Below are 19,761 nucleotides of genomic sequence, written 5' to 3'. Positions count from 1 at the left end.
AACTGCTGCTTTTTGAATGTGCAGGTTTACTGGTGCTCTTCAAACCATTGTCTGCTGTCTTCAAGCCGTTTGTTTACATAGTCCCAGTTGATTAGTGAAAACCAGTTGTTCACATAATCAGGGCGCCGATTTTGGTACTGGAGATAATAAGCATGTTCCCAGACATCGACAGGAAGCAGAGGATAAAGAGTATCACTGAGCGGTACATCCTGATTTGGAAGATTTATCACTTTTAGTTTTCCATTGTTATTTACAAGCCATCCATAACCGGAACCAAACTGTGACAATGCGGCCTCTGTCATTTCTTTCATGAAGGCATCAAGGGACCCGAAATCTCTCTCTATGGCTTTTCCAATTTCTCCTTCGGGAGTTGTGAATTCATCCTTTTCCATAGCGTTAAAATATACTTGATGGTTGTAAACTCCTCCGCCGTTGTTCTTAACAGGGGTTTTTGCTTCTTCCGGAATTTTGTCAGGTTCTGTAAGCAGCTGTTCCAGCGTCATGTTATGCAGATCTTGGTGGGGTTTGATTGCCGCATTCAGTTTTTCTACATAGGCGGCAAGATGTTTATCGTGATGAAATCTGAGGGTCTCAGCGTCAATCACCGGCTCCAGGGCATCATAATCGTATGGAAGCGGTTCGAGGGAAAATGGGTATGTTTCATTCATATTATAATTTATCTCCTTTTTTCTTTTTATTTTACGTGGGAATCTAAAATAATATTCAAAAAAACTTGAATCCTTTGAGCGGTCATGCTAACATTGTATTATTCTTATAATACAAAAACTCAAAAGGGGAAAAAACATGTTTTCAAAATTTAGTGTGCGCAAGCCATATACTGTCATTGTGGGAGTCATCCTGGTAATTATTCTGGGCATTGTCTCTTTTTCCAAAATGACTACGGACTTGCTTCCGAGTATGGAACTTCCATACGCTCTTGTCATGACTACCTATCAGGGGGCTTCTCCTGAAGAAGTGGAGACTACGGTGACAAAGCCGGTGGAACAGGCCATGGCAACCATATCCAACATCAAACAGGTGGCATCTTCCTCCAGTGAGAATATGTCCGTTGTCTATATGGAGTTTGAAGGCGATGCCAATATGGATTCGGCAGCTCTTGATATGCGGGAAAAGCTGGATATGATCAAAGGATACTGGCCTGACAAAGTAGGCAATCCTACGATCATGAAATTAAATCCGGACATGATGCCGGTGCTTGTGACTGCGATTGATTCGGACAACAAAGATATGTCTGAGATTTCAAAGCTGATCAAAGACAAAGTTTCTCCGGGTGTGGAGGCAGTGGAAGGTGTTGCCTCTGTAAGCGAGACCGGAATGCTTGAAGAGAATATCAATGTTATCATCAATGAGGACAAGATCAAATCATTAAATAAAAAGATTCAAAAGGCTTTGGACGGCCAGTTTGACGAGGCTCAGGATGAGCTGGACCGGGCGAAAGCAAAACTTGACGGAAGCAAGGCACAGCTGAATTCTAAGAGAACGGAGCTCAACGATACCCTTGCGAAAGCACAGACGGCTCTAAACAGCGGGAAATTAAGCCTTGCCCAGAAGGAGGTAGAGGTCACAAGTGCTCTTACCAATCTTCAAAATCAGAAAAAAGCTTTGGAACTTGTAAAACAGGCGGGGGAAGAAGGACTTAAACAGCTGGAGGCACAGCTCAAAACTGTGACAGACCCCGCACAGAAGGCGCAGCTTCAGGCTCAGATCACAGAGATTAAAAAGCAGCTGAAAACAGCAGACAGTACGATAAAGACCCTGGATAAAAATATTGAAGTTTTACAGAAGGCGTTAAAGCAGATCCAGAAGGGCAAAAAACAGATCGACGCCAATCTGACGACAGTGACTGCCCAGACCGCCAATGCCAACAGCCAGATGACATCAGGAGAGATCGGCATCGCACAGGGCGAATCACAGATTGCTGCGGGCCAGCAGCAGCTGGATGCCAGCAAAAAGCAGGCAAAAGCGGCGGCTGACATAAAAGATAAACTGACTGTGGACAATGTAAAAGCCATGCTGATCGCACAGAATTTTGAAATGCCTGCGGGATATATTTCAGAAGACAACACACAATATCTGGTCAGAGTCGGGGATAAAGTTACCAGTCAGGAAGATCTGGAAGACATGGAGCTGATGGATCTCGGCATTGATAACTTTGCGCCGATCCGTCTGAGTGATGTTGCAGATGTGGCAGTTGTCAACAATAAAAAGGATAATTACTGCAGGGTAAATGGCAATGATGCGGCGGTGCTGAGCATTCAGAAACAGAACAATTACTCTACGGCAGACGTATCAAAGAGGGTTTCCGAGAAGCTGGAAACACTCAAAAAAGAGAACCCCGGACTGCATTATACAAACTTAATGGATCAGGGAATCTACATAGATATGGTTGTAGGATCTGTTCTGCAGAATCTTGGAATGGGTGCAGTGCTGGCAGTGCTGATCCTGCTTGTGTTTTTAAAGGATATCAAACCTACTGCCGTCATCGCCTGCTCCATTCCGATTAGTGTAGTGTTTGCCGTCGTTATGATGTATTTCAGCGGCATTACCCTGAATGTTATTTCCCTTTCCGGCCTTGCGCTCGGAGTCGGTATGCTGGTGGATAACTCGATTGTTGTTATAGAGAATATTTACCGGCTGAGAAAAGAAGGGGTGCCGGTCAAGGAGGCTGCGATCGAAGGAGCAAAAGGGGTAGCCGGAGCAATCACTGCTTCTACGCTGACAACAATCTCTGTCTTCCTGCCGATTGTGTTCACAACAGGACTTACGAAGAAGCTGTTTTCCGATATGGCGCTGACAATCGGATATTCACTGATTGCCAGTCTGATCGTTGCAGTGACTTTTGTTCCGATGATGTCCGCCGGAGTGCTTCACAAAGTGACTGAAAAGGACAACAGGCTGTTTGACGGACTTCAGTCTTTGTACCGCGGAGTCATGGATAAGGTGCTCAGGAGGAAATGGATTGCCATCGTACTGACGCTGGCAGTGTTTGTGGGAGCAGTGATCGGGGCAACAAGGATTGGAACTTCCCTGATGCCGTCTATGGACAGTTCACAGATGAGCCTTACCATCGAGATGCCGAAAGGATCAGGCCTGAGTGATACGGCGGCTATGTCTGATACGGTCATGAAAAAAATTCGTGAGATTCCTGATGTAGACGGCGTCGGAGCTATGGTGAGCAGTTCATCAGGCATGGGAGGCACTTCGTCGGGAAGCAAGGCAGATCAGGATACAGCCAGCATGTATATCATGCTGAAAGAAGATAAAAAGCAGACAAATAAAGAGATAAAAAATGAGATCTTAAAAAAGACAAAGAAATTCGACTGTGAGATCCAGGTACAGGAGTCCAACATGGATATGAGCGCCCTCGGGGGAAGCGGGATTGCCATCGAAGTCAAAGGAAATGATATGAAAACGCTCCGCAGGACAGCCAGTGATATTGCAAAAAGGGTGGAATCTGTCAAAGGCACGAAGAATGTCAGTGACGGACAGGAGGAAACGACTCCCGATATCCATGTTACAGTTGATAAAGCAAAAGCCGCAAAATATGGTCTCACGGTGGCGACCGTTTATCAGCAGCTCAGCTCCAAGATTCAGGAGGGCTCCACAGCGACTACAATCAGCCAGAATGAAAAACAGTGGGATGTAAAAGTGTCCAATGACACCAAGGACAATATTACAAGAGCACAGCTGAAGAAAATGAAGCTCACTGGAACGAAGAAAGGGGAGAGCAGGGAAGTGGCACTTTCCAAAGTAGCCAGCTTCAGTGATACCGACAGTCTCTCTACGATCTCAAGATCAGCTCAGGAGAGAATACTGAATGTAACCGCAGAGCTTGAGGACGGTTACAATATCGGTATCGTAAGCCAGAATGTGACCAAAGCGCTGAAGGGGTACAAGGCGCCTGCAGGATACAGTTATAAAGTGACGGGTGAGATGGAATCCATAAATGATACCGCGGGACAGGTAGGATTGATGCTGATTTTGGCAATCGCATTTATGTATCTGATTATGGTGGCACAGTTCCAGTCACTCAAGTCTCCTTTCATTATCCTGTTTACAATTCCTCTGGCATTTACAGGTGGTCTGATCGGACTGTTTGTGGCGGGCAAGGATCTGAGCATCATTGCCATGATCGGTTTCGTCATGCTGTCCGGTATCATCGTAAATAATGGTATCGTTCTGGTGGATACGATCAATCAGCTGAGAGATAAAGGCTACGAGCTCATGGATGCTGTCATAACTGCCGGTTCCATGAGAATCCGGCCGATTTTAATGACGGCCATCACGACAATTTTGGGTCTTTCTACCATGGCACTGGGTCTTGGATCCGGGGCAGAAATGGTACAGCCGATGGCCATCGTTACAATCGGGGGACTGATTTATGGAACTTTGCTTACATTAATCTTTATCCCTTGTATCTACCTGGTGTTTAACAGAAAGAAGAAAAGGCAGAGATCCTGATTTTCTTACAAATGTATTAAATAAATGAGCTTGGCTTTACATTTTGATGATGGAAAGCTATAATAAGACAAGAATCATGTCATGTATTATGACATGGTTTTTGTTTGTAAAGGAGTGAAATATGAAAAAACTGGATGGCCATTTATGGAATATAATCCCCAAATATGCAGTGCTCCCATTGATTTGTTCTTTCACTTTTAATTCACTGATTTATACAGGTACACAGATTCTGTGCAGGGATTTTAAGCATTATGATTTTACAACGGCATTTGACCGTGCAGTACCTCTGATACCGGAATTTACGAGTATCTATCTGATCTGTTATCTGTTTTGGGCTGTGAATTATATCATGATAGGTAGGATTGGGAAGGAGCATTTATACCGGTTCTTAGTAGGAGATTTACTCTCCAGAGTCATCTGCGGTATCTTCTTTGTAATGGTTCCGACGACTCTGGCAAGGCCCGAAATAACCGGAACCGGGATATGGGATCAGATGCTGAATCTGGTTTATACGGTTGATCCGTCGGCAAATCTGTTTCCGTCCATCCATTGTCTGGTCAGCTGGTTTTGTTATGTTGGGATCAGGGGACAGAAAAAAGTACCTTTGTGGTATCAGCGTTTTTCCTGTGTTTTTGCAGTTCTGGTGTGTATTTCCACTCAGGTTACGAAGCAGCATTATATCATAGACCTGATAGGAGGGATACTGCTGGCAGAGGCTATGTATCTGGTCGGTCAGAAGACGGATTGGTATCTGAAACTGCAGAGTATGTTTACAAAGATCAACCGTGGTGTACATTTGGAGAGGGCAATCGACAAAGAGGTAGGTTATGGAGAATAAGAAGCGCTGGATTGGCAATGGCATCTTCTTTTTTGCACTGTTCGGGCTTACATTTTATGCAATCTTTCGCGGAAAAGAGCTGCCGGAACTTTTAAAGGTTATGAGAAGCGTCAGCCCTGTATACTATATATTAGGTTTTGGGCTGATCATCGTGTTTGTATGCTGCGAAGCTTTTATCATTTACAGAATGCTGCGTGTGCTCCGGTACCGCGTGCCGAAAAGGCACTGTATTCTCTATTCGTTTGTAGGATTTTTTTTCAGCTGCATCACGCCGTCGGCCACCGGAGGACAGCCGGCTCAGCTTTACTATATGAACCGGGATAAGATCGATGTTTCGGTGGGAACCGTTGTTTTGATGATCGTTACAATTTTATATAAGTTTGTATTAGTATTTCTGGGAGCGGCAATCTTTGTGTTCCGGCACAGTCTGATTACAGACTATATATCTCAGGTAGCATTTTTCTTTTATCTCGGTATCGGACTGAATGTTTTCTGCGTCGCACTGATGCTGATGCTGGTATTTGAACCGACGCTTGCGTCCAGAGTGCTTCTGTCAATGATACGGATGCTGGAAAAAATTCATATCCTTAAAAAGAAAGAAGAGCGGATCAGAAAAATAGAGGGCTGGATGCAGGACTACCATAAGGCTGCTGCAGTCATTAAAGAATATAAACTCATGATTTTTGAGATGTTTTTGGTGACTTTGGTTCAGAGAATTCTGCATTTTTCCATCACATATCTTGTCTATAAGGCGCTGGGACTCTCTGCACTTGGATTTGTTGATATTGTAGCACTTCAGTGTGTCATATCGATCTCGGTGGATATGCTTCCTCTTCCGGGAGGAATGGGAATCAGTGAAGGCTTGTTTTTAAGTATTTTCCATAAGATATTCAGGGGCAGTCTGCTGTATCCGGCAATGCTGCTGAGCCGGGGAATCAGTTATTATGCTCTGGTACTGATCAGTGCATTCTTGACTTTTGTGGCTCATGTGACAATAAAGCGTAAGGAATAGAGGTTTAATTATGATAGGATTTTATAATGTGTCAGTGATACTGACATATGCAGGTGTCGTCAGTGCTGTGTTCGGTATGTCAGCGGCATTTAACGGAAACTTTAAAATAGCAATGATTTGTCTGATGATCTCCGGATTTACAGATATGTATGACGGAACCGTCGCAAAAATGATCAAACGCTCCGATGACGCAAAGAAATTTGGAATCGAGATTGATTCCCTCTGTGATCTGATCTGTTTTGGAGCGTTTCCTGTCGTCATAGGTTATTCCATGGGGATGGATGCCTGGTATGCAAAAATCATATATATGATGTACATTCTGGGAGCGGTGATCCGGCTGGCATTTTTTAATGTCACCGAAGAGCAGAGACAGGCAGAGACAAGCGAGAGAAGAAAACATTACCGGGGACTTCCGGTCACATCGGTAGCACTGATTCTGCCCGTCGTATATCAGCTGAAAAGGTTTTTTACAGCACAGTTTCCATACATATATCTGCTGGCAGTATTGATCATTTCTCTGCTGTTTGTAATTGATTTCAGTGTGTTTAAGCCGGGAAAGAAGTGCATGTTCGCATTTGTAATTATAGGCATCCTGATCGCCGTCAGAATATATTTTCTTTAAAGGAGAAAAGAAATGAAATACGTGGATCAAAAAGGCCGCTGTTATGAGGAAGAAACTTTTCAGGATAAATTTCTGAAGCTTCTTTATGGAACTTACATCGGCCGTATCAAATTAAAGATTCTCACAAAGCCCTGGATATCCAGGCTGGGAGGTCTTTTTCTGAGTACAGGCTTCTCAAAGTGTCTGATCGAGCGGTTTGTCAGAAAAAATAAGATCGATATGAGGGAGTATGAGGACAGGATCTATACGTCTTATAATGATTTTTTCACGAGGAGGATCAAGCCTGGAAAGCGGCTGCTTCCTGAAAATCAGGACATTCTGTTCAGTCCTTGCGACTGTAAAGCAAGCGCATACCGCATAACAGAAGACACGTCATTTTGTGTGAAAGATACGGTCTATACCGTGGAGTCACTGCTTAGAAGCAGAAAGATCGCTGACCATTTCAGAAACGGCTACGCAGTCATTCTGCGCCTTACAGTTGATGATTATCACAGGTACTGCTATTTTGACAACGGCACGAAGAGCAGGAATTATTTTATAAAAGGGGCCTACCACACTGTGAATCCGACAGCCAATGACTATGTGTCTGTCTATAAAGAAAATGCCAGGGAGTTTACCATGATGAAGACGGAGCATTTCGGCGATGCAGTCCAGATGGAAGTTGGAGCTCTGATGGTAGGGCGGATCGTAAACCATCACGAAGAAGGCATCATGCACCGCGGTATGGAAAAGGGATATTTTGAGTTTGGAGGCTCCACCATCGTTCTGCTTTTCAGAGGCGACAAGGTAGAGATCGATGAATGTTTATTGGAAAGAACGAAAGACGGATGTGAGACAAAACTAAAACAGGGCCAGCGTTTAGGCATGGCAAAAAAACAAAGTCTGCAATCATAATTGTAGGCTTTTTCTGTTTTATAAATTGAGTCAGCGGGCATGATTCGGGATTTAGGGAGGAAGAGGAAAATGCTTAATTATCATGAACTTTCAAAAGAACTGCAGAAGGAAATCATCAGGGACCGGCAGGTGGGCTGGAAAAATCCCTATGCATGTACGGATGAACAGGTGATCCGGAAAAATCGGGAAAGAGATAAGGCCAGCCTCTGGAGACCGGCTTTTGTCCGGGATGTGGAAAAGATCATCCACTCTCCATACTACAACCGGTATACAGATAAGACCCAGGTATTTTCATTTTTCCTGAACGATGATATTTCCAGAAGATCTCTGCATGTACAGCTTGTCTCAAGGATTGCCAGAAATATCGGTAAGCTCCTGGGTTTAAACTGTGACCTGATCGAGGCGGTCGCCCTCGGACACGACATCGGACACACGCCGTTCGGACATGCGGGAGAACGGTATTTGGATGAACTTTATCATGAGAAGACAGGACAGTGTTTTCAGCACAATATTCAAAGTGTGCGGGTGCTGGACGGGATGTTTGAGCGGAACCTTTCACTGCAGACATTGGATGGAATCCTGTGTCACAATGGAGAATTTGAACAGCAGGAGTACCGTCCCTGCCGGATGGATACTTTTGAAGAGTTTTATGAGAAGATGGGAAACAGCAGTCAAAACAAAGACTATATCAAAACTCTGATCCCCTCAACCCTGGAAGGATGTGTGGTCAGGATCTGCGATATGGTAGCCTATCTTGGCAAGGACCGGCAGGATGCGAAGAAAGCAAAGCTGATTGAGAGCAGTGATATTTTTACTCAGGGGGAGATCGGAGTAGAAAATGCGGAGATTATCAATAACATGATCGTGAACATTGTTGAAAACAGTTACCGAAAAGACTATATCATGCTGGATTCAAAGTATTATGATGCCATGAAGATCGCCAAGAAAGAAAACTATGAACAAATTTATTTCAACAAAAAACTGGACTGTATTTATTCGGAAAATGTGGCTCCGATGTTCCGGGAAGTCTATGAAAAGCTGTATGCTGATTTGATCGCGGGAAATGAAGAATCGGTGATTTTTAAACACCATATAGAATACGTGGAGGAGGCCAGGTCTTATTATGATGCGTCAAGATCCTACGCAGAGGAGGAGCCGAACCGGATTGTGGCCGATTATATTGCGAGCATGACAGATGATTATTTTGTAGATCTCTACCATCACTTATTTCCGAAAGGGAAATACCATGTGAATTATAAGTCTTATTTTGAAAATTGATATCAATAAAAACTTGACAATTTTAGAAAAGTTGAGTATGATAAGGCTATAAATGATATTGGTTATCAATTTATAGAGGCACCGCAGAGAGACAGATGCGAATGGGAGGCAGTATGACCACAGAACTTAGCCGGGAAAGAATCATAGAGCAGCTTCGGGAGCAGGGGCTTCGGATTACAAGCCAGAGAAAAGTGATTCTGGATGTGATTTTAAAAAATAATTGTTCCTGCTGCAAAGAAATCTTTTATGAGGCGACAAAAATAGATCCTGCCATCGGCAGAGCGACTGTCTACCGGATGATGAATACCTTGGAAGAGCTAGGAGTCATCGACCGGGGAAAGCAGTACGAGATCTGTTACGAGGGATTATTCGGGACAGAGAAGGATCAGACGAGTCTGCTCACAAAAGAAGAGATGAAGGAACTTCCCAAGGATATATGGTATCCCGCCTTGAAAAAAATGCTCAGGGCCCTTGGTGAGATTAAGGATGAAGATATTTCCGTTGTTGTAAAAGTCAGCCGGAAAAGCAGTTAAAAGTGTGTCCCCGCTGGAGACAGTGCTGTCAAAGCATGATCTCCGGCGGGGATTTTTTGTTTTTCAACGGTGAGACTTTATGTTATAATACATTCTAGGTTATTTTAAAATAAAGTATGAGAAAGAGGTCAATCATGGGAAAATATTTTGGCACTGACGGCTTCCGCGGAGAGGCAAATATCGATCTGACAGTGGAGCATGCATATAAAGTAGGAAGATTTTTGGGATGGCATCTGGGCAAGGAAAAGAAACGCCCGAAAGTAGTCATAGGAAAGGATACGAGGAGAAGCAGCTATATGTTTGAACATGCGCTGGTGGCCGGACTTACGGCTTCAGGAGCCAACGCTTACATGCTCTATGTGACTACGACTCCGAGTGTGTCTTACGTAGTCCGCACGGAACAGTTTGACTGCGGCATTATGATTTCTGCCAGCCACAATCCATACTATGACAACGGGATCAAGCTGATCAACGCCAAGGGACATAAGATGGATGCGGAAGTCGAAGAACAGATCGAGGCATACATCGACGGTGAGATCGGAGAACTTCCTTTTGCCACGAAAAGCGATATCGGAAGGGCGAAAGATTACGCATCTGGAAGAAACCGATACATAGGATATCTCATCTCCCTGGCCACACGGTCATTTAAAAATGTAAAGGTCGGACTGGACTGTTCCAACGGAAGTTCTTCCAGCATTGCAAAGAATGTATTTGAAACACTGGGTGCAGAGGTCTATGTGATCAACAATGAACCGGACGGAACAAATATCAACACCAACTGCGGTTCCACTCATATAGAGATCCTGAAGGGATTTGTAAAAGAGAACCACCTGGATGTGGGATTCGCATACGACGGCGACGCAGACCGGTGTATTGCTGTGGATGAGAACGGGGCAGAAGTAAACGGCGATCTGATCCTGTATGTGTGCGGAAAATACATGAAAGAGCACGGCGCTCTCAACAATAACACGGTCGTCACGACGGTCATGTCCAACCTCGGTCTTTACAAGGCCTTTGACCGGGCCGGCATCGACTATGAAAAAACAGCAGTGGGAGATAAATATGTGTATGAAAATATGTCCAGAAACGGACACGGCCTGGGCGGTGAACAGTCAGGACATATTATTTTCAGCAAGTTTGCGACTACCGGAGACGGGATTCTGACTTCTTTAAAGATCATGGAGGCCATGCTGGAACAGAAACAGTCACTCGGTCAGCTGGTAAAGGATGTGGATATCTATCCGCAGATTCTTGAGAACGTCAAAGTACGGGATAAAAAAGACGCCAGGGAAGACGCAGACGTGATCACAGCGGTGGAAGCTGTGGAGAAGGAACTCGGAAATGACGGAAGGATTCTTGTAAGGGAGAGCGGAACGGAACCTTTGGTGCGTGTCATGGTGGAAGCTAAAACTCACGAGATCTGCAGGGAACATGTGGACCGTGTAGTGAAAGTCCTGCGCCAAAAGGGACACGTCATCGACTGATTTATGGAAACATTATACGCAGATATTATCATTAATATTTCGCATGAGGCACTGGATCGGGTATTTCAATATCGAGTGCCTTTTTCCTTATATGAGCAGATCCGGGTCGGGCAGTCCGTTCGGGTGCCGTTTGGAGCAGGAAACCGGGAACAGAGGGGATATGTTGTCAGGCTTTCGGATCAGGCAGAGTACGATCCAAAGAAAATAAAGGAAATTTTGTCTATAGAAGAAGACAGTGTGAGCGCAGAATCCAGGATGATCAAGCTCGCCTACTGGATTCGGGAAAACTATGGCTCTACCATGATCCAGGCATTGAAGACCGTGCTTCCCGTGCAGGATAAGATGAAACAAAAAGAAAAAAAATCTGTCAGGCTCATGCTGCCCAAAGAGCAGGCTCCCGGTCTGCTGGATGAATATTTAGGCAGGCATTATGCGGCAAAAGCCAGGCTGCTGGCTGCTCTCATGGATGAGCAGACGGTTTCCTGGGAGCGTGTGACGAAAGACCTGAAGATTCCGAGGACAACGGTTGCAGGTATGGAACAGGATGGCATCATCCGCGTCGAAACAGAAATGTTTTACCGGAATCCCGGCCCCGGCGGGATGGAAGCGGAGGCTGCCCTGCCCCTGAATGAGAGTCAGGAGAAGCTGATACAGGAATTTAAAGCAGATTACGCGGCAGGGGAGAGGAAAACGTATCTTCTGCATGGAGTTACCGGAAGCGGGAAGACAGAGGTCTATCTGGCGGCAATCGAAGAAGTTGTCAGAAAAGGGAAACAGGCGATCGTGCTCATCCCGGAGATCGCCCTTACGTACCAGACGGTCTGCCGTTTCACGAAGCGGTTTGGAGACAGAGTATCCATTCTTAATTCCAGACTCTCCAAAGGAGAGAAATACGATCAGTGGCTCCGGGCAAAGAATGGGGACTGCGATATTATCATCGGGCCCAGATCCGCTTTGTTTGTGCCGTTTCCTAACCTGGGGCTGATCATTATGGATGAAGAACATGAGGGCAGTTATAAAAGTGAACAGACACCCAAATATCATGCAAGAGAAGTAGCCCTGAAAAAAGCGGACATGGAAGGCGCGGCGGTGATTTTAGGGTCCGCAACGCCGTCTCTTGAGAGCTATCAGAAGGCACTGGACGGAAAATACAGGTTCTGGACTCTGAAAGACCGTGCAAAAGAAGCGGTCCTGCCCGATGTGTATATAGAAGATTTAAGGGAAGAATTAAAGCAGGGGAACCGCAGCATGTTCAGCAGAAGGCTCTATGAACTGATCGGAGACCGGCTTCGGAAAAAAGAACAGGTCATGCTGTTTTTAAACCGGAGGGGATATGCCGGGTTTGTCTCGTGCAGAAGCTGCGGCACTGTAATGCAGTGTCCGCACTGTGACGTGTCGCTTACGTATCACAGGGACGGGAAACTCCGCTGCCATTACTGCGGGTATGAAGAAGTGATGCCGGAGGCCTGTCCTGAGTGCGGCAGCCCGTTTATCGGAACGTTCGGCCTCGGTACTCAAAAGGCAGAAGCCGCCATAAGGAAAGAATTTCCGGAAGCAAGAGTGCTTCGGATGGATATGGATACCACGAAAAGAAAGCACAGCCATGAAGAGATCTTGAAGACTTTTTCGGAAGGCAGGGCCGATATTCTTGTGGGCACGCAGATGATTGTCAAAGGACACGATTTTGAAAACGTGACTCTCGTCGGAATCCTGGCAGCGGATTTATCTCTGCATGCCAATGATTTTCGTGCGGCAGAGAGGACATTCCAGCTTTTGACCCAGGCAGCCGGCCGTGCAGGGAGAGGTGAGAAAGCGGGTGAGGTTGTCATACAGACCTATTCGCCGGAACATTACTGTATTGTCACGGCGGCGGCGCAGGACTATGAAGAGTTTTACCGCCAGGAGATAGCCTACCGGACGATGCTTTGCTATCCTCCGGTTTGGCAGATGCTCACAGTCCTTCTTGCCGGGCCTTCGGAAGAGGAATGTAAACAGACAGCACAGCGCATGGCAAGGGTCATTCAGAATTCGGGTATCCGCGTCATCGGACCCGGCGAAGCCTCTCTGGCAAAAGTCAATGATATTTACCGGCAGGTGCTGTACGTAAAAGAGAAAGACTACAAGGAACTTGTGAAGGTGAAAGACCGGCTGGAACTTTGGATCGACCGGCAGGAACTGCCGAAAGACATTCATATTACATTTGATTTTAATCCTATGAGCAGTTATTAACAAAGAATATTTGAGATATTTGAGAAGGAGAAGTATTCATGGCAATCAGAAACATCAGAAAAATGGGGGATGAAGTCCTCAGAAAACCATCAAAAGAGATTAAAGAAATGACTTCCAGGACCATGCTGCTGATCGAAGACATGTTTGATACGATGTATGAGGCATACGGTGTGGGACTGGCCGCTCCTCAGGTTGGAATCCTGAAACGGCTGGTGGTCATCGACACCTATGAAGGCCAGCCGCTGGTCCTGATCAATCCTAAGATTGTGGAAAAAGACGGCGAACAGATCGGAGATGAGGGATGTCTGAGCCTTCCGGGGAAGGTCGCAGTCGTAAAGCGTCCGAACCATGTGGTATGTGAGGCGCTGGACCAGGATATGAACCCCATCAGAGTGGAGGGAGAAGGACTTCTTGCGAGGGCGATCTGCCATGAACTCGACCATTTGGACGGAGTCCTTTACCCGGATGTGGCGGAAGAACCGGTGAGAGATGTGGAAGAAGAGGAAGAGTAAGGAGGACGCGATGAACGTTGTATTTATGGGAACGCCGGAATTTGCGGTGCCTACATTGGAGAAGCTGACACAATTTCATCATGTGGCTGCGGCAGTGACCCAGCCGGATAAGCAGAAGGGAAGAGGAAAGAAACTTTCTTTTCCGCCGGTGAAAGAGGCGGCACTGCAACATGGAATCCCTGTCCTTCAGCCGGCAAAAGCCAGAGATGAGCAGTTTATAGAAGACCTTGAACAGCTGGCTCCGGATGTGATTGTAGTAGTCGCGTACGGACAGATTCTGCCGGAGCGGATCCTGAATATCCCCAAATACGGATGTATCAATGTCCATGGGTCACTTCTTCCGAAATACCGCGGGGCGGGACCGATACAGTGGGCCGTCTTAAACGGTGAGAAGGAAACGGGAATTACAACTATGTATATGGAAAAAGGTTTGGATACGGGAGATATGATCGACAAAGCGGTCATCCCGCTGGATCAGAAAGAAACGTCAGGAACCCTTCATGACAAGCTGATGAAACTGGGCGCGGACTTATTGCTGGAGACCTTAGAAAAACTAGAAAACGGGACGGCGGTAAGGACGAAACAAAATGACAATGAGAGTTCCTATGCCCCGATGCTGAGCAAAGAGATGGGGGAAATAGAGTTCACGAAAAGTGCCGCTGAGATTGAACAGTGGGTGCGCGGACTGAACCCATGGCCGAGTGCTTATACGGAACTTGGAGGGAAAACACTGAAAATATGGGATGCGGACGTCGTTCCTTATGACGGAGGAGAGAGACCCGGAACGATCATTGAAGTGACGAAAAAACAGATGATTGTGGCCTGCGGCCAGGATGCGTTAGCGCTCAACGAGATCCAGCTTTCCGGGAAAAAACGGATGTCCGTTCAGGCATTTTTGGCGGGCTCCAGGGTGGATACAGGAACGGTATTAGGAGAATAATATGCAGAATCCAAGAGAATTGGCCTTAGATGTTCTGATGAAAATAGATAAAAAAGAGGAACTGTCCCATATTGCCATCGGAGAGACACTGGAAAAGTATCAGTTCAGTGAAAAGAAGGACCGGGCTTTTTTTACAAGGCTATGCCAGGGAACTCTGGAACGCCGCCTGACCATCGACTATGTGATCGATCTGTATTCTAAGACGAAGGAAAGGAAAATGAAGCCGCTGGTGCGTTCACTGCTCCGCATGGGTGCCTGTCAGATTTTATTTATGGATCATATCCCTGATTCCGCGGCCTGCAATGAATGTGTAAAGCTGGCGAAAAAGCGGGGATTTTCTAAGTTATCCGGCTTTGTAAACGGTGTTTTGAGAACAATATCCAGACAGAAGCAGGAGATTCCGTTTCCGGACCGGAATAAGGACTTTGTAAAGTATCTGTCTGTTGCCTGTTCCATGCCGGAATGGATCATCCGTCATTTTCTCCGCTCTTATTCAGAGGAAGAAACAGAAACGATCGTTAGTTCCTTCCTGGAGCCAAAAAAGACGACGGTTTCATGGATGGAAAGCAGCGGGTCCAGAGAGGAACTGATCGCTTCCCTGGAAAAGGACAGCGCCAAGGTGGAAGACGGAAAGCTTCTCCCGGAGGCACTCCGTATTTCTCACTATGATTTTTTGAGACGTCTCACATCATTCAGGGAAGGCCGGTTTATTGTGCAGGATGAAAGTTCCATGCTGGCGGGAAAGGCTGCAGATCCAAAAGAGGGACAGAAGATCCTCGATATGTGCAGCGCGCCGGGAGGCAAAGCTCTGTATGCGGCAGACAAACTCCACGGAACGGGGCAGGTCCTGGCGCGGGATCTGACGGAATACAAAGAGGAACTGTTAAAGGAAAACATTGAGCGTGTGGGATTTGAAAATATCCGTACTCAGATCTGGGATGCCAGAATTCCGGATGAACGCCTGGCAGAGTCTATGGATGTTGTACTGTGCGATGTTCCCTGTTCCGGACTTGGAATTATGGGAAAAAAGCAGGACATTAAGTACAATCTGGAAGAATCCGCTTTGGAAGACCTGGTGAAATTGCAGAGAGAAATACTAAAAACTGCCCTGACCTATGTGAAGCCGGGAGGAAGCCTGCTTTTTTCTACATGTACGATCAATCCGAAAGAAAATGAGGAAAATTTCAGGTGGCTTGCGGGACAGACCGGATATGAGCCGGAAGACCTGACTCCGTTTCTTCCCGAAACTCTTGACATTAAAACGGCGAAAGAGGGATATATCCAGCTGCTGCCGGGAATACATCCGTGCGACGGATTTTTTATCGGAAAACTTAGGAGAACAAAATGAGAGATCTGAAATCAATGACACTGGAAGAACTGGAACTTGCGGTGAAAGAACTGGGAGAAAAGAAGTTCCGTGCAAAACAAATATTTGAGTGGTTCCATAAGAGGCTGGCATCCTCTCTTGATGAGATGAACAATCTTCCGAAAAACCTGAAAGAAAAACTTCAGGAAAAATATGAAGCTGCGGAACTGAAAGAAGTGGAAACCTATGTATCCAGGATTGACGGCACAAGAAAGTATTTATTTCAGCTGAATGATGGGAATATGATAGAAAGTGTCCTGATGAAATACAAGCACGGCAATTCGGTGTGCATTTCGTCACAGGCCGGGTGCAGGATGGGATGCAGATTCTGTGCATCTACCCTCGGAGGGCTGGACCGCAATCTTTTACCGTCAGAAATGCTTGGACAGATTTATTATATCCAGAAAGATACCGGGGAACGGGTGTCCAATGTGGTCGTTATGGGAACTGGGGAACCGTTGGATAATTATGAAAATCTTTTGAGATTTATCAGACTCTTGACCGATGAAAAGGGGCTGAATTTAAGTCAAAGAAACCTGACAGTGTCTACCTGCGGACTGGTGCCGAAAATACGGGAACTGGCAGATGAAAAGCTTCAGATGACTCTTGCGATCTCTCTTCACGCCTCCAACGACGAGATGAGGAAATCCCTGATGCCGGTGGCAAATCAGTATTCTATGGAAGATCTGCTTGCTGCCTGTAAATATTATTTTGACCGGACGGGCCGGAGGATCACATTTGAATACAGCCTTGTAGCAGAAGTGAATGACAGTCCCCAAAATGCAAAGGAACTTTGCCGCTTTTTAGGCGGGTTTCCATGCCATGTCAATCTGATTCCGGTCAATCCTATTAAGGAGAGAGACTTCCGCCAGTCTATGCCGGAGTTTGTAAACGACTTCAAAAACATACTTGAAAAAAATCGTGTAAATGTTACCATAAGAAGAGAAATGGGCAGAGATATCAACGCTGCCTGTGGACAATTAAGAAGAAAGAAGCTGAATTCTGTGGAAAAACAGGAAATCCACACAAAAAAGGAGAACTAAGATGCAATCCGTTGGAACTTCTCACAGAGGAAAGGTACGGTCTGAAAATCAGGACACCATCTTTCACTCTGATGAACCCGTAGGACAATTAGATAATTTATATATCGTTGCGGACGGCATGGGAGGCCACAAGGCAGGAGGTTTTGCGTCCTCTTTTGCGGTCAGTCGGTTTGTGGAATTAATACGAGAGATAGAGAATTCAGATCCTATTGAGATTATGAAGGAAGCACTGCAGAAAGTGAGCAGTGAAATATTGCTGAAGTGCCAGGAAGAAGAGTACTCTGGCATGGGAACAACTATGGTAGCAGCCACTGTGACAGAAGAGAGTATTTTTGTGATGAACATCGGGGACAGCCGTCTGTATTTTGCAGATCAGGATCTTGTCCAGGTGACAACAGACCATTCTTTTGTGGAAGAATTGGTGAAGGCCGGAGAGATTGACCGCAGACAGATGAGGCAGCATCCAAAAAGAAATCTGATCACGAGAGCGATCGGTGCAGGGATTGAATCTGTACCCGATTTTTTTGAGCTGCCAAAGAAAAACGGATATTTATTGTTGTGCAGTGACGGACTGACGAGCATGGTTGCGGATGATGAAATCAAAGAACTCCTGTTGGATCACAGTCAATTAGAAAATAAGGCAGCCCAGTTGGTGAACAGGGCCAACGAATATGGCGGCAAGGACAATATATCCCTGGTGATCGTTGCGCTGGGGGAGCGAGGTGAGATCACATGTTAGAAACAGGAACCATTTTAGGAGGACGCTATGAAATCCTGAAAAAGATCGGTACCGGCGGGATGGCTGACGTATACATGGCAAAGTGCCATAAACTCAACCGGAACGTTGCCATCAAAGTGCTGAAAAATGAATATGTAGATAATGAGAAGTTTTTAAAAAAATTTCAGGTGGAAGCAGAGGCGGTCGCAAGACTGGCCCATCCCAATATTGTGAACGTATATGATGTAGGTCAGGAAGGCAGTGTCAATTACATTGTCATGGAATTGGCAGAAGGCATTACCCTGAAGGAATATATTAAGAAAAAGGGGCATCTTTCCGCGAAAGAGACTGTAGAATTATCTCTTCAGATAGCTTCAGCGATCAGTCATGCCCATGGGCACCACACGATCCACAGGGATATTAAGCCGCAGAATATTCTGGTCTCAGATTCCGGTCAGGTAAAAGTCACGGATTTTGGAATAGCAAAGGCAGCCAACTCCAATACAGTCACATCCACGGCCATAGGATCAGTCCATTATATTTCTCCGGAACAGGCCAAAGGAAAGTACTGTGATGAGAAGAGCGACATTTATTCCCTGGGCATCACGATGTATGAGATGGCCACAGGCCAGGTTCCTTTTGACCATGAAAATGGGGTTACCATTGCTCTGATGCATCTCCAGAATGAGATTACGCCTCCGGGGGAACTGATCGGAGATATCCCGGAAAGCCTGGAAAAGATCATTCTCAAATGTACCATGAAGAAGCCGGAAGACCGGTATCAGTCTGTGAATGAACTGATCGAGGATTTGAAGCTGGTTTTTGAAGACACGAAAGGAAGCTATGTAGGCATGGCGCCCTTTGTGGATGATTCACCGACGCAGCTGCTTCATACAAAAGAGTTTGTAAAACCGGAGGAGACAGAAGAAGAACCGGAAGAGGAATCTGGATTTGTGGATGACGATGATGAGGAAGAGCCGCGGGGCATGAATTCCAAGATCGAAAAACTGGTTGTCGTCCTGGCTGCTGTGGTGGGAGCCATTATTCTCATATCCATCATTGTGCTGGTCATTAACAGTTCAGGGCTGTTTCGCTCAGGGGACAATGCCGGCACAGAGAAACTTACGACTACCGAGGAAAGCACCACGGAAGAGCTTGAGAAGGTACCGGTTGAAAACTATGTGGGAATGACTTACGATGCTGCGCTGGCGTCCATCGATGAGGATCTGAAAGTGGAGCGCAAAACAGAGGCTTCCTCTTCTTATGAGGCGGGATATATCATCCGCCAGAGTCTGGAGTCTGACCAGGAAGTGGAAAAGGGTACGACCATTGTATTGACTGTCAGCACCGGCGAGAGCAAAGTTGAGGTGCCGGATGTCCGCGGATACAGCCAGAAGTCTGCCACGAAGATTCTTTCAGACCAGGGATTCAAAGTTTCTGTGTCTACCAAATTCAGCTCCAGTGTCAAGGAAGGTGATGTGATTTCTCAGTCTCCTGGAGCGGGGAACAAAATTTCCAGAGGTTCCAAGGTGACGATCACGGTCAGCAAGGGTGAGAACAAGGTCACAGTGCCGGAGATCGTATTTAAGACCGTAGAGGATGCGAGAGAAGAGTTAAGCATAGAAGGATTAAAGCTGATTGTCTCTTCCCAAAAGTACGACAGCAGGGTGCCGGAGGGATGCATCATCAGTCAGTCACCAAAAGCCGGGAAAAAGGTCACAAAAGGAACAGGAATTGGCGTGGTCGTAAGCCTTGGAAAGCAGCCGACAACAGAAGACACCACAGATAATACAGAGGAGTAAGATCAGTT

The 19,761-nt window shown here is 46.0% G+C and carries 16 protein-coding genes; 15 read left to right on the top strand and 1 reads right to left on the bottom strand.

All coding sequences use genetic code 11. From position 1 onward, the window contains the following. Nucleotides 1-26 precede the first annotated feature (26 nt). Nucleotides 27-668 (bottom strand): superoxide dismutase, encoded by a 642-nt coding sequence (locus DWV34_RS04725; RefSeq protein ID WP_054335744.1) that lies wholly within the window; start codon nucleotides 666-668, stop codon nucleotides 27-29. Nucleotides 669-804: 136 nt separating this feature from the next. Here DWV34_RS04725 and DWV34_RS04720 point away from each other — a divergent pair, with 136 nt between their 5' ends. The 15 genes from DWV34_RS04720 to pknB all read left to right on the top strand — a co-directional run bounded on the left by DWV34_RS04720 (nucleotide 805) and on the right by pknB (nucleotide 19,753). Then, nucleotides 805-4,482 carry an efflux RND transporter permease subunit gene (locus tag DWV34_RS04720; RefSeq protein WP_118475553.1) on the top strand — a complete coding sequence of 1,226 codons (3,678 nt, stop codon included), beginning with the start codon at nucleotides 805-807 and terminating at the stop codon, nucleotides 4,480-4,482. Nucleotides 4,483-4,603: 121 nt separating this feature from the next. Further along, the gene (locus tag DWV34_RS04715) at nucleotides 4,604-5,320 is read left to right on the top strand and encodes a phosphatase PAP2 family protein (protein ID WP_118475551.1); all 717 of its coding nucleotides are present in this window, start codon (nucleotides 4,604-4,606) and stop codon (nucleotides 5,318-5,320) included. Then, a complete protein-coding gene (locus tag DWV34_RS04710; RefSeq protein WP_009290311.1) occupies nucleotides 5,310-6,332 on the top strand; it encodes a lysylphosphatidylglycerol synthase transmembrane domain-containing protein in 1,023 nt (340 codons plus the stop codon). Before DWV34_RS04715 ends, DWV34_RS04710 begins: the two co-directional genes overlap by 11 nt. Before the next feature lie 10 nt (nucleotides 6,333-6,342). Further along, nucleotides 6,343-6,954, top strand: a complete 612-nt coding sequence (locus DWV34_RS04705) for a CDP-alcohol phosphatidyltransferase family protein (RefSeq protein ID WP_006568046.1) — start codon at nucleotides 6,343-6,345, stop codon at nucleotides 6,952-6,954. Between the two features lie 12 nt (nucleotides 6,955-6,966). After that, nucleotides 6,967-7,848: a phosphatidylserine decarboxylase gene (locus DWV34_RS04700; RefSeq protein ID WP_006568045.1), complete on the top strand. Its 882-nt coding sequence runs from the start codon at nucleotides 6,967-6,969 to the stop codon at nucleotides 7,846-7,848. 69 nt (nucleotides 7,849-7,917) lie between these two features. Continuing rightward, nucleotides 7,918-9,126 (top strand): deoxyguanosinetriphosphate triphosphohydrolase family protein, encoded by a 1,209-nt coding sequence (locus DWV34_RS04695; RefSeq protein WP_009290313.1) that lies wholly within the window; start codon nucleotides 7,918-7,920, stop codon nucleotides 9,124-9,126. A 113-nt stretch (nucleotides 9,127-9,239) separates the two neighbouring features. After that, a complete protein-coding gene (locus DWV34_RS04690; protein ID WP_009290314.1) occupies nucleotides 9,240-9,659 on the top strand; it encodes a Fur family transcriptional regulator in 420 nt (139 codons plus the stop codon). 134 nt (nucleotides 9,660-9,793) lie between these two features. Then, nucleotides 9,794-11,143, top strand: a complete 1,350-nt coding sequence (gene glmM, locus DWV34_RS04685) for a phosphoglucosamine mutase (RefSeq protein ID WP_039946880.1) — start codon at nucleotides 9,794-9,796, stop codon at nucleotides 11,141-11,143. Nucleotides 11,144-11,146: 3 nt separating this feature from the next. Beyond that, entirely contained in the window at nucleotides 11,147-13,372 is a 2,226-nt protein-coding gene (priA, locus tag DWV34_RS04680; RefSeq protein ID WP_118475549.1) for a replication restart helicase PriA, read from the top strand. A 38-nt stretch (nucleotides 13,373-13,410) separates the two neighbouring features. Further along, a complete protein-coding gene (gene def, locus DWV34_RS04675) occupies nucleotides 13,411-13,884 on the top strand; it encodes a peptide deformylase (protein ID WP_009290317.1) in 474 nt (157 codons plus the stop codon). Nucleotides 13,885-13,894: 10 nt separating this feature from the next. Further along, the gene (gene fmt, locus DWV34_RS04670; protein WP_022261288.1) at nucleotides 13,895-14,824 is read left to right on the top strand and encodes a methionyl-tRNA formyltransferase; all 930 of its coding nucleotides are present in this window, start codon (nucleotides 13,895-13,897) and stop codon (nucleotides 14,822-14,824) included. Nucleotide 14,825: 1 nt separating this feature from the next. Further along, nucleotides 14,826-16,172, top strand: a complete 1,347-nt coding sequence (gene rsmB, locus DWV34_RS04665; protein WP_118475547.1) for a 16S rRNA (cytosine(967)-C(5))-methyltransferase RsmB — start codon at nucleotides 14,826-14,828, stop codon at nucleotides 16,170-16,172. Further along, nucleotides 16,169-17,233 carry a 23S rRNA (adenine(2503)-C(2))-methyltransferase RlmN gene (gene rlmN, locus DWV34_RS04660; RefSeq protein WP_118475545.1) on the top strand — a complete coding sequence of 355 codons (1,065 nt, stop codon included), beginning with the start codon at nucleotides 16,169-16,171 and terminating at the stop codon, nucleotides 17,231-17,233. Before rsmB ends, rlmN begins: the two co-directional genes overlap by 4 nt. 1 nt (nucleotide 17,234) lies before the next feature. Next, nucleotides 17,235-17,972 (top strand): Stp1/IreP family PP2C-type Ser/Thr phosphatase, encoded by a 738-nt coding sequence (locus DWV34_RS04655; RefSeq protein ID WP_006568036.1) that lies wholly within the window; start codon nucleotides 17,235-17,237, stop codon nucleotides 17,970-17,972. After that, entirely contained in the window at nucleotides 17,966-19,753 is a 1,788-nt protein-coding gene (pknB, locus tag DWV34_RS04650; RefSeq protein ID WP_009290322.1) for a Stk1 family PASTA domain-containing Ser/Thr kinase, read from the top strand. The genes DWV34_RS04655 and pknB overlap by 7 nt, the downstream gene beginning before the upstream one ends. Nucleotides 19,754-19,761: the final 8 nt, after the last annotated feature.

The organism is Anaerostipes sp. AF04-45, assembly GCF_003461725.1.
GTDB lineage: Bacteria > Bacillota > Clostridia > Lachnospirales > Lachnospiraceae > Anaerostipes > Anaerostipes caccae.
Note: the sequence above shows the minus strand (reverse complement) of the source record. Positions and strands in the feature narration are given on the sequence as shown.

Bases quoted from the DNA above. Each gene is read 5' to 3' on its own strand.
- DWV34_RS04725 (WP_054335744.1), bottom strand. From the start codon at position 668: ATGAATGAAACATACCCATTTTCCCTCGAACCGCTTCCATACGATTAT.
- DWV34_RS04720 (WP_118475553.1), top strand. From the start codon at position 805: ATGTTTTCAAAATTTAGTGTGCGCAAGCCATATACTGTCATTGTGGGA.
- DWV34_RS04715 (WP_118475551.1), top strand. From the start codon at position 4,604: ATGAAAAAACTGGATGGCCATTTATGGAATATAATCCCCAAATATGCA.
- DWV34_RS04710 (WP_009290311.1), top strand. From the start codon at position 5,310: ATGGAGAATAAGAAGCGCTGGATTGGCAATGGCATCTTCTTTTTTGCA.
- DWV34_RS04705 (WP_006568046.1), top strand. From the start codon at position 6,343: ATGATAGGATTTTATAATGTGTCAGTGATACTGACATATGCAGGTGTC.
- DWV34_RS04700 (WP_006568045.1), top strand. From the start codon at position 6,967: ATGAAATACGTGGATCAAAAAGGCCGCTGTTATGAGGAAGAAACTTTT.
- DWV34_RS04695 (WP_009290313.1), top strand. From the start codon at position 7,918: ATGCTTAATTATCATGAACTTTCAAAAGAACTGCAGAAGGAAATCATC.
- DWV34_RS04690 (WP_009290314.1), top strand. From the start codon at position 9,240: ATGACCACAGAACTTAGCCGGGAAAGAATCATAGAGCAGCTTCGGGAG.
- glmM (WP_039946880.1), top strand. From the start codon at position 9,794: ATGGGAAAATATTTTGGCACTGACGGCTTCCGCGGAGAGGCAAATATC.
- priA (WP_118475549.1), top strand. From the start codon at position 11,147: ATGGAAACATTATACGCAGATATTATCATTAATATTTCGCATGAGGCA.
- def (WP_009290317.1), top strand. From the start codon at position 13,411: ATGGCAATCAGAAACATCAGAAAAATGGGGGATGAAGTCCTCAGAAAA.
- fmt (WP_022261288.1), top strand. From the start codon at position 13,895: ATGAACGTTGTATTTATGGGAACGCCGGAATTTGCGGTGCCTACATTG.
- rsmB (WP_118475547.1), top strand. From the start codon at position 14,826: ATGCAGAATCCAAGAGAATTGGCCTTAGATGTTCTGATGAAAATAGAT.
- rlmN (WP_118475545.1), top strand. From the start codon at position 16,169: ATGAGAGATCTGAAATCAATGACACTGGAAGAACTGGAACTTGCGGTG.
- DWV34_RS04655 (WP_006568036.1), top strand. From the start codon at position 17,235: ATGCAATCCGTTGGAACTTCTCACAGAGGAAAGGTACGGTCTGAAAAT.
- pknB (WP_009290322.1), top strand. From the start codon at position 17,966: ATGTTAGAAACAGGAACCATTTTAGGAGGACGCTATGAAATCCTGAAA.